Origin of the sequence: Agromyces luteolus (genome assembly GCF_009729855.1) — a bacterium.
GTDB lineage: Bacteria > Actinomycetota > Actinomycetes > Actinomycetales > Microbacteriaceae > Agromyces > Agromyces luteolus.
In genome coordinates, this window is record NZ_WODA01000010.1 from 25471 (window position 1) to 32478 (window position 7008).

A 7008-nucleotide genomic window follows, 5' to 3' on the forward strand; every position below is an offset into this window, starting at 1 on the left:
GTTCCCGCCTGACGGTCTCGGCTCAGCCGCCGGCGAACGGCGGCAGCACATCGACCTGCGCGCCGATGCGGGCGGCCGGGTCGCGACGCACGACGCCGTCGACGAGGAACGAGCCGTTCGCGACCACGCGGGCCATCGGTGCGCCGTACCGGTCGACGAGCAGGTCGCGGAGCGCACCGACCGTGGCCGCGTCGCCCGCGAGCTCGAGGCGCTCCTCCTCGACCCCCGCGGCCTCGGCGGCCGCCGCGAAGTAGCGCACGAGCACCGTGTGCACGGTCGTCGGGCTCAGCGTCTCAGCCACCGATGCCTCCCATCGTCCGGACCGGGCGGACGAAGTCGACGTCGTCGATCCCGTGCCCGGCCTTCTTCGCCCACATCGCCGCGCGCCACACGCCGGCGATCTCGTCGTCGCCCGCGCCCGCGCGGAGCAGGCCGCGCAGGTCGGTCTCGTCGTCGCCGAACAGGCACGAGCGCACCGAGCCCTCCGCCGTGAGCCGAGTGCGGTCGCACGCGCCGCAGAACGGACGCGTCACCGACGCGATGATCCCGACCGTCGCCGGACCGCCGTCGACGAGCCACTCCTCGGCGGGCGCCGCCGGGTCCTCGCGTCCGACGGGCGTCAGCGCGAAGCGCGCGCCGAGGACGGCGAGCAGTTCATCGGCGTCGACCATGTGCTCGCGGCGCCACGCCTCGTCGGCGTCGAGCGGCATCTGCTCGATGAAGCGGAGACGGCACCCGTGCTCGATCGCCCAGGCGAGCAGCTCGGGCGCATCGTGCAGGGTCTGCCGCATGAGGACGGCATTGACCTTCAGCGGCCCGAGGCCGGCGCGGTGCGCGCCCGCGATCCCGGCCAGCACGGCCGGGAGGCGGTCGCGTCGGGTCAGCCGGGCGAAGTGCTCGCGGTCGAGCGTGTCGAGCGAGACGTTCACGCGCGTGAGCCCCGCATCGCGGAGCGCCTCCGCGCGCTTGTCGAGGCCGATGCCGTTCGTCGTGAGCGCGAGCGGCGTGCCGGGTGCCGCCTCGGCGCTGCGGCGGACGATCTCGACGAGGTCGCCCCGAGTGAGCGGCTCGCCGCCGGTGAAGCGCACCTCGCGGACGCCGAGGTCGCGCACCGCGATGCCGACGAGCCGGCCGATCTCGTCGGCGGAGAGCAGCTCGTCGCGCGGGATGACGGGAAGGCCCTCGGCCGGCATGCAGTACGTGCAGCGCAGCGAGCAGGCCGAGGTGATCGAGATCCGCAGGTCGTGCGCGACCCGCCCGAAGCGATCGACGAGCCCCGGGACATCCGGCCTGCCCTCCGTCGACGGCACGTCGGAGCCGCCCCGGCGGACGGCCGGGATGCCGAGCGCGATGGCAGCCATGAACCAACCCTACGCATCGGATCGGCCGGCGGGACCGGTGGGACGTTTCGTGAAGGTGACGAGATGGCGTACCCGGTGACATCCGCCCCTCGCCTCACTATCGTGAGACCGTCGGGAGGGGGCGCCATGTCGTTCATCACCAGGGGATTCACGGGCCGGGGCCGCGAGCGTGACGACCGGTTGCCGCCGGGACAGACGCTCGTCGGCGACTTCCCGGTGCTGTCGGCCGGTCCGACGCCCGACATCGACACGGCCGACTGGGAGTTCACGATCCGCACCGAGTCGGGTGCGCAGCACTCGTGGAACTGGGACCAGCTGATGGCCCTGCCGATCGAGGACGTCACGACCGACATCCACTGCGTCACGCACTGGTCGAAGCTCGGCACCGGATGGCGCGGGGTCGCCCTCGACACCCTGTTCGAGGGCGTCGACACCGACTACGCGTACACGATGGCGCACAGCTACGGCGGGTACACGACGAACGTGCCGCTCGACGACCTGCTCGACGGGAAGGCGTGGATCGCGTTCGAGTTCGACGGCGAACCGCTCGACCCCGAGCACGGCGGCCCGGCCCGGCTGCTCGTCCCGCACCTCTACTTCTGGAAGAGCGCGAAGTGGGTGCGCGGCCTCGTGATGATGGAGGACGACGAGCCGGGGTTCTGGGAGCAGAACGGGTACCACCTGCGGGGCGACCCGTGGAAGGAGGAGCGGTACTGGTGAGCGACTCGCCCACCGTGCCGACGACGGCGACCGTGCCGCGTGCGGGCTGGCATGTCGCGACCGTCGCCCGCACCAGCCGCGAGACGCCGAGCGCCGCCCGGCTCGAACTCGACGTCGACGGATGGCCCGGCAACGCCGCCGGGCAGCACCTCGACGTGCGGCTGACCGCCGAGGACGGCTACACGGCGACGCGGTCGTACTCGATCGCCTCATCGGGGGACGGCTCGCGGGTCGTGCTCGCGGTCGACGAGCTGCCCGACGGGGAGGTGTCGCCATTCCTCGTGGAGGCGGTGCGCGCCGGGGACATGCTCGAGGTGCACGGGCCGCTCGGCGCGTTCTTCGTGTGGCGGCCGGAGACGAACGGCGGCGCTGCGCGCCCGGTGCAGCTCATCGCCGGCGGCTCCGGCGTGGTACCCCTGTTCGCGATGGCGCAGGCGCACGCGGATGCCGACGATCCGACGCCGTTCCGCCTGCTCTACGCCGTGCGCACGCCCGACGACGTCTACTTCGCCGACGAACTCGCCGCGCTCGCGGCGGCGCGCGCGCCGTTCCGGCTCGATCTCGTGTACTCGAGGCGTGCGCCCGACGGATGGCCGACGCCGCCCGGACGGATCACGCGCGGGCAGCTCGAGGCGGCCGCGATCCCGGCCGCCGATCGACCCGTCGTGTTCGTCTGCGGCTCGACCGGCTTCGTCGAGCAGGTCGCCTCATGGCTCATCGAACTCGGGCACGACCCCCGAGACATCCGCACCGAGCGATTCGGAGGCACCTGATGACCGGCCACGTCGACGGCAACGCGATCGCCGGACCGCTCGCCGACTTCTTCTCGTTCGACATCACGACCGCGACCGGGCGATGCCGGGCGTGCGGAACGGTCGCCGAACTCGCCCGCGCGATGGTCTACATGAGCGGCGCCGGCACGGTCGTGCGGTGCTCGACGTGCGACCACGTGCTCGCGGTGCTCGTCGACACCGGCGAACGGGCCTGGATCGACTTCGGCGGCGTGACCGCGATCGAGGTGCGGCGCTAGCGATCGAGGTGAGGCGCCGGCGACCGTCTCCCTCGACCTACCAGACGATCCCGCCGCCGATCGAGATGCCGCCCCACGTGAGCGCGATGAAGATCGCGGCGAACACGACGGGCGCGATGCCCTTGCCGCTGCGCGCGAGCCCCTTGAAGAGGGCGATCACGGCGAGGATCGCGGCGACGATCGAGAGGCCGCCGCCGAGGATCAGCCCGATGAACAAGGGGATGGGCATGAGCAGGAGGCCGGCCAACGCGATCCAGAACGCGGCCCACGCCGCCGGATTGGAGCGGACTTCGACAGAGGAGGACATCCTCCATTATCTCGTTCCCGCAGCCCGACGGCCGCAGCACGATGAGACCCGCGCTGCGAGCGCTACCGCTCGCCGTCTCATCGCCGACTGCCAGTCGGTCCCTTCGCGGGGCAGCTCGATCTCGTCGAACGCGACGTCGACCATCGCGTCCCAGCAACTCCTCCGTGTTCGCCGCGTAGTGGTAGACGCACCAGTTCCCTCATCGGCCGGCTCGGAGGGATCGGCCTCGAGGCGCCCGCACTGAAAGGACTCGTCAGGCGTCGTTCCGGTGAATCGTGCGGTACTCCGTCGAACGCGACACCTTGAAGATCTGGCTGAGCTCGACGATGGTGTGGGTGCCGCCGCGGTGCACCTGGACGAGCAGCGCCTGCTGCGCCGCCGACAGCTTCGGTACGCGCCCGTGCAGCCGACCCTTCGCCCGAGCGAGCTGCATTCCTTCGCGGGTGCGGGCGCGGATGAGGTCGGACTCGAACTCCGCCACCATCGCGAGCACGTTGAACAGGAGCCGTCCGACGGGGTCGTTCGGGTCGTGGAGGGACCCTCCGACGTTGAGCTTGACGTTCTTCGCCGTGAGTTCGTCGACGATGTCGCGCGCGTCGCGAAGCGATCGAGCGAGCCGGTCGAGCTTCGTGACGACGAACGTGTCGCCGTCCCGGCATGCCGCCATGGCCAGCCGGAGCCCCGGCCGATCGCGGTTCCTTCCGGTCTGCCCCTGATCGGTGTAGATGCGGTCGGGCGTCACGCCGAGTCGTTCGAGCGCCGCTCGCTGCATCGTCAGGTCCTGATCGTGTGTGGACACGCGCGCGTATCCGATGAGCATCTCGTTCATCTCGGCAGCGTGCGCGCCGATCGAGTCAGCGGCAAGCCTCGGCTGGCGCCGACGCCACCGACAGCACGGCTGGCGGCGCGCTTCGACGTGCTCCTGTCGTCGACGCATCAGCGATCCGTCAGCGGGCTGACTCAGCGGCACCATTCGCGCGAACCTTTGGCGCTTCCGCGGCCAGGGCTCGTATCTCGGTCCACCAGATGAGCGCGGCGGCCGCAGCTCCTGAGATGAGTGAAGCCAAGACGGCGAAGATCAGGTACACAGAGAACCAGGCACCGCCTTCGGTGGTGAGGATGGCGTTGATCGTGGTCAACGCGGTCCAGCCGACCAGCGCGCCGGCCGCTGCGCCGAGCGCGCCGATCCATGCGCGGGCGCCGGACGTACGCCGAAGCCTGCGGTCTTTGAGGGCGAGCGCGGCCGCAGCGCCGATGATTGCGGGAACTGAGGTGAGCGCACCAATCACCGTCCCTGTCGCGGCCATCGAGGCGAATGCGCTCCAGCCTCCTTGTTCCCGGTAGTCGGGATTGCCGCCCAGATAGAGGGCGAGGGCGAGGAGCATTCCGATCAGCGCGGCCGCCGGGACGGACGTGATGACTATCCAGCGGTACCTTCGCCACAGCACGAGCTCACCCTATTCGGAATGGCTGGGGCGGATCGCCACCGGCGCAAGGACGATCCCTCGGTGCGCCGCTGCGCCGGGTCAGCGGTCGTAGACGTCGCGGCGGTGCCCGAGGGTGACGACGACCACCAAGAGCACGTCGTCTTGGACGGTGTAGATGATTCGGTAGTTGCCGACGCGCACCCTGAGGCCATCACGGCCCTGGAGCGCCTTCGCCGCCGGCGGGCGCGGATCTTGGCCGAGCAGGGCGATCGCGCCTCGGATGCGATCGCGGTCCTGGTGGTCGATGCGTTTGAGCGCTCGGATGGCGGCGGGTCGGAGTTCGATCCGGTAGCTCACTCCCAGCCCAGGTCCTTCTTGACCTGGTCCCAGGGGATGTTCTCGCCTTCTTCGGCCATCGCTTCATCGAAGGCGGCTGCATCCTCGGCGTCTTCGAGTGCCTCGAGCATGCGTTCGTATCGCTCCGGGCTCACGACGACCGCGGCGCGCTGGCCGCGCCGTTCGATGAAGACGGCTTCCTGCTGGGATCGGGCGATCACGTCCGACAGGTGGCTGCGGGCGTCTGCGACGCTGACACTGGACATGTTGCAATTGTACATCTGTCGTGCCTTTATGTACATGAAGCAGCGGGCGGCCACACGCTCTCCGACGATCCCCCCGCGCGACGTGGAGGCCGCCGATGATGTCTGGTGCCGGTCGTGGTCAGAGATCGAGGAAGTCACCCAGCCACATCCGCACGGCTCCGAGACAATCGGTCGATACCTGACCCGAGATCCTCGTAAGCCGGTCACGCGACAGGGTCCGCGGTTGCTCGGTCATGATCCAGGACGGTCGATCGAGACCGCTGTGCCCGTCGACCCGGACGTGGTTGGGCCACCCGCGATCGGTGGTCGTGATCGGCAGCACGATCGCCAGGGTCGTGACCGCGTCCAGGTATCCGACGGAGGCGACGACCAGGACGGGACGGTGGCCACCTTGCTCCCGACCACGAACCGGCTCGAGCGATGCCCAGGCGATGACACCGGGGGCGAGTTCCGCCTCGGTCACGACTGGGCGTCAGCAAGCTCGGTGCGCTCCCACTCCGCCGACTCCCGAGCGTGCGAGCCGGCCTGCGCGGCCGTCGATGCGGAGACCGCCGCCTTCAAGGTGCTCAGCCGCCACCTGCGGTCCTCCGCGTCCGCGAGGTGCGCGAGGTGCGCGCCGAGCGTGAGCCCGTCGCGTGCCGCCTGCTCCTTGAGGCGATCGCGGAGCTCATCGCTCACCTTGATCGTCGTGGTCATACTCCGAGTATACCGCCGTGGCTGCCACGCAGGCGATCCCTCAACGGTCAGGGAAGTCACCTACGTAGTCCTGCCACATCCCGGCGAGGTGCTGCATGGCCCAAAGCTGCTTGGTCTTGGTCACCCCGTTCTTGCCGGCGAAGTCCATAACAACGTAATTCGACTGGAAGCCATCCGCGATTGTCGATTCGTGCTTCGCAGCTCCCGCGCGCGTATCGAAGCGGAGATAGAGCGCTTCGGCGGTGTCGTAGGCCTCGATACACCGCACTGTCTCGTCGCAGACCGAGGACGTCACGTTCGTGGGTTCGGTCTTGGCATCAGCGCCGCCAGACTTGCTCTCCATCACGTCAGCCAACGTCAGGTTCCACTGCGGGTCGAAGACGCCTCTGCCTAGCCACCACGCTCCGCCTACGACCGAGCCGATCGTGACCGCGGCTGCCACGGTTGCCGCGGAGATCCAGATCCTCCGGGAAAGTCGCGCCATCACACTCCGAGGGTATGGCAGCCGAATGTGGACCGACCATTCCCGGCGGGCCATCCCTTCGACGATCCCTCAACGATGATCGGTCGGTCTGATCGGTCGTCGAGGCGATACGCTTCCATCCGCAGCTCCTCGTAGCCCGATCTGAGCTGGTGATCGAGAGGGAATGACCGGGATGCCGACGACCGCCATGTTCTTCCTTGCGTTCTGGTGGGGAATGGTCGGTATCGGCTTCGCGGGAGTGCGCGCTTGGTTGGTCGACCGTCTCAGGATCATTAACGGCGGCGTCGAATCCTCGCGCCTCCGAATCGGCAAGCGCGTTGAAGCGCCCCGGGTTTAGTGGAGGGCGAGTTCTCCCAGCTGCGGTTGCTGCTGGGGGTTGAT

At 69.5% G+C, this 7008-nt stretch carries 13 protein-coding genes; 3 read left to right on the forward strand and 10 right to left on the reverse strand.

The genetic code is table 11. From position 1 onward, the window contains the following. Nucleotides 1-22: 22 nt before the first annotated feature. Both GLX25_RS06880 and moaA read right to left on the reverse strand, forming a co-directional pair. Complete coding sequence (locus GLX25_RS06880) at nucleotides 23-301, reverse strand: MoaD/ThiS family protein (RefSeq protein WP_420837645.1); 279 nt, start codon at nucleotides 299-301, stop codon at nucleotides 23-25. Continuing rightward, complete coding sequence (gene moaA, locus GLX25_RS06885; protein WP_155841576.1) at nucleotides 294-1361, reverse strand: GTP 3',8-cyclase MoaA; 1068 nt, start codon at nucleotides 1359-1361, stop codon at nucleotides 294-296. Before moaA ends, GLX25_RS06880 begins: the two co-directional genes overlap by 8 nt. 126 nt (nucleotides 1362-1487) lie before the next feature. On the opposite strand from moaA, the gene GLX25_RS06890 reads away from it, so the two are divergent. From GLX25_RS06890 to GLX25_RS06900, 3 genes are read left to right on the forward strand one after another with little or no spacing between them, the layout of a single operon-like run. Next, a complete protein-coding gene (locus tag GLX25_RS06890; RefSeq protein ID WP_155050735.1) occupies nucleotides 1488-2081 on the forward strand; it encodes a sulfite oxidase-like oxidoreductase in 594 nt (197 codons plus the stop codon). Beyond that, a complete protein-coding gene (locus GLX25_RS06895; protein WP_271192574.1) occupies nucleotides 2078-2854 on the forward strand; it encodes an FAD-binding oxidoreductase in 777 nt (258 codons plus the stop codon). Before GLX25_RS06890 ends, GLX25_RS06895 begins: the two co-directional genes overlap by 4 nt. Then, nucleotides 2854-3111, forward strand: coding sequence for a DUF6510 family protein (locus GLX25_RS06900; protein ID WP_155841577.1), 258 nt, complete (start codon nucleotides 2854-2856; stop codon nucleotides 3109-3111). Before GLX25_RS06895 ends, GLX25_RS06900 begins: the two co-directional genes overlap by 1 nt. A 37-nt stretch (nucleotides 3112-3148) precedes the next feature. Here the strand turns inward: GLX25_RS06900 and GLX25_RS06905 are convergent, their stop codons facing one another. The 8 genes from GLX25_RS06905 to GLX25_RS06945 form a co-directional block, all read right to left on the reverse strand. Continuing rightward, nucleotides 3149-3418 (reverse strand): hypothetical protein, encoded by a 270-nt coding sequence (locus tag GLX25_RS06905; RefSeq protein ID WP_155841578.1) that lies wholly within the window; start codon nucleotides 3416-3418, stop codon nucleotides 3149-3151. A gap of 253 nt (nucleotides 3419-3671) precedes the next feature. Then, complete coding sequence (locus GLX25_RS06915; RefSeq protein WP_155841579.1) at nucleotides 3672-4247, reverse strand: recombinase family protein; 576 nt, start codon at nucleotides 4245-4247, stop codon at nucleotides 3672-3674. A gap of 118 nt (nucleotides 4248-4365) precedes the next feature. Beyond that, complete coding sequence (locus GLX25_RS06920; protein WP_155841580.1) at nucleotides 4366-4866, reverse strand: hypothetical protein; 501 nt, start codon at nucleotides 4864-4866, stop codon at nucleotides 4366-4368. A gap of 78 nt (nucleotides 4867-4944) precedes the next feature. Then, nucleotides 4945-5202 carry a type II toxin-antitoxin system RelE family toxin gene (locus GLX25_RS06925; RefSeq protein WP_166548553.1) on the reverse strand — a complete coding sequence of 86 codons (258 nt, stop codon included), beginning with the start codon at nucleotides 5200-5202 and terminating at the stop codon, nucleotides 4945-4947. Then, nucleotides 5199-5447, reverse strand: a complete 249-nt coding sequence (locus tag GLX25_RS06930) for a type II toxin-antitoxin system Phd/YefM family antitoxin (RefSeq protein ID WP_155841582.1) — start codon at nucleotides 5445-5447, stop codon at nucleotides 5199-5201. The genes GLX25_RS06925 and GLX25_RS06930 overlap by 4 nt, the downstream gene beginning before the upstream one ends. Nucleotides 5448-5565: 118 nt before the next feature. Then, nucleotides 5566-5910, reverse strand: a complete 345-nt coding sequence (locus GLX25_RS06935; protein WP_271192573.1) for a type II toxin-antitoxin system PemK/MazF family toxin — start codon at nucleotides 5908-5910, stop codon at nucleotides 5566-5568. Beyond that, complete coding sequence (locus GLX25_RS06940; RefSeq protein WP_155841583.1) at nucleotides 5907-6143, reverse strand: hypothetical protein; 237 nt, start codon at nucleotides 6141-6143, stop codon at nucleotides 5907-5909. Before GLX25_RS06940 ends, GLX25_RS06935 begins: the two co-directional genes overlap by 4 nt. A 40-nt stretch (nucleotides 6144-6183) precedes the next feature. After that, complete coding sequence (locus GLX25_RS06945) at nucleotides 6184-6630, reverse strand: hypothetical protein (RefSeq protein ID WP_155841584.1); 447 nt, start codon at nucleotides 6628-6630, stop codon at nucleotides 6184-6186. Nucleotides 6631-7008: the final 378 nt, after the last annotated feature.

What these genes read in the sequence shown, in the direction of transcription:
- GLX25_RS06900 (WP_155841577.1), top strand. Translation starts at nt 2,854, where the DNA reads ATGACCGGCCACGTCGACGGCAACGCGATCGCCGGACCGCTCGCCGAC.
- moaA (WP_155841576.1), bottom strand. Translation starts at nt 1,361, where the DNA reads ATGGCTGCCATCGCGCTCGGCATCCCGGCCGTCCGCCGGGGCGGCTCC.
- GLX25_RS06940 (WP_155841583.1), bottom strand. Translation starts at nt 6,143, where the DNA reads ATGACCACGACGATCAAGGTGAGCGATGAGCTCCGCGATCGCCTCAAG.
- GLX25_RS06890 (WP_155050735.1), top strand. Translation starts at nt 1,488, where the DNA reads ATGTCGTTCATCACCAGGGGATTCACGGGCCGGGGCCGCGAGCGTGAC.
- GLX25_RS06915 (WP_155841579.1), bottom strand. Translation starts at nt 4,247, where the DNA reads ATGAACGAGATGCTCATCGGATACGCGCGCGTGTCCACACACGATCAG.
- GLX25_RS06930 (WP_155841582.1), bottom strand. Translation starts at nt 5,447, where the DNA reads ATGTCCAGTGTCAGCGTCGCAGACGCCCGCAGCCACCTGTCGGACGTG.
- GLX25_RS06905 (WP_155841578.1), bottom strand. Translation starts at nt 3,418, where the DNA reads ATGTCCTCCTCTGTCGAAGTCCGCTCCAATCCGGCGGCGTGGGCCGCG.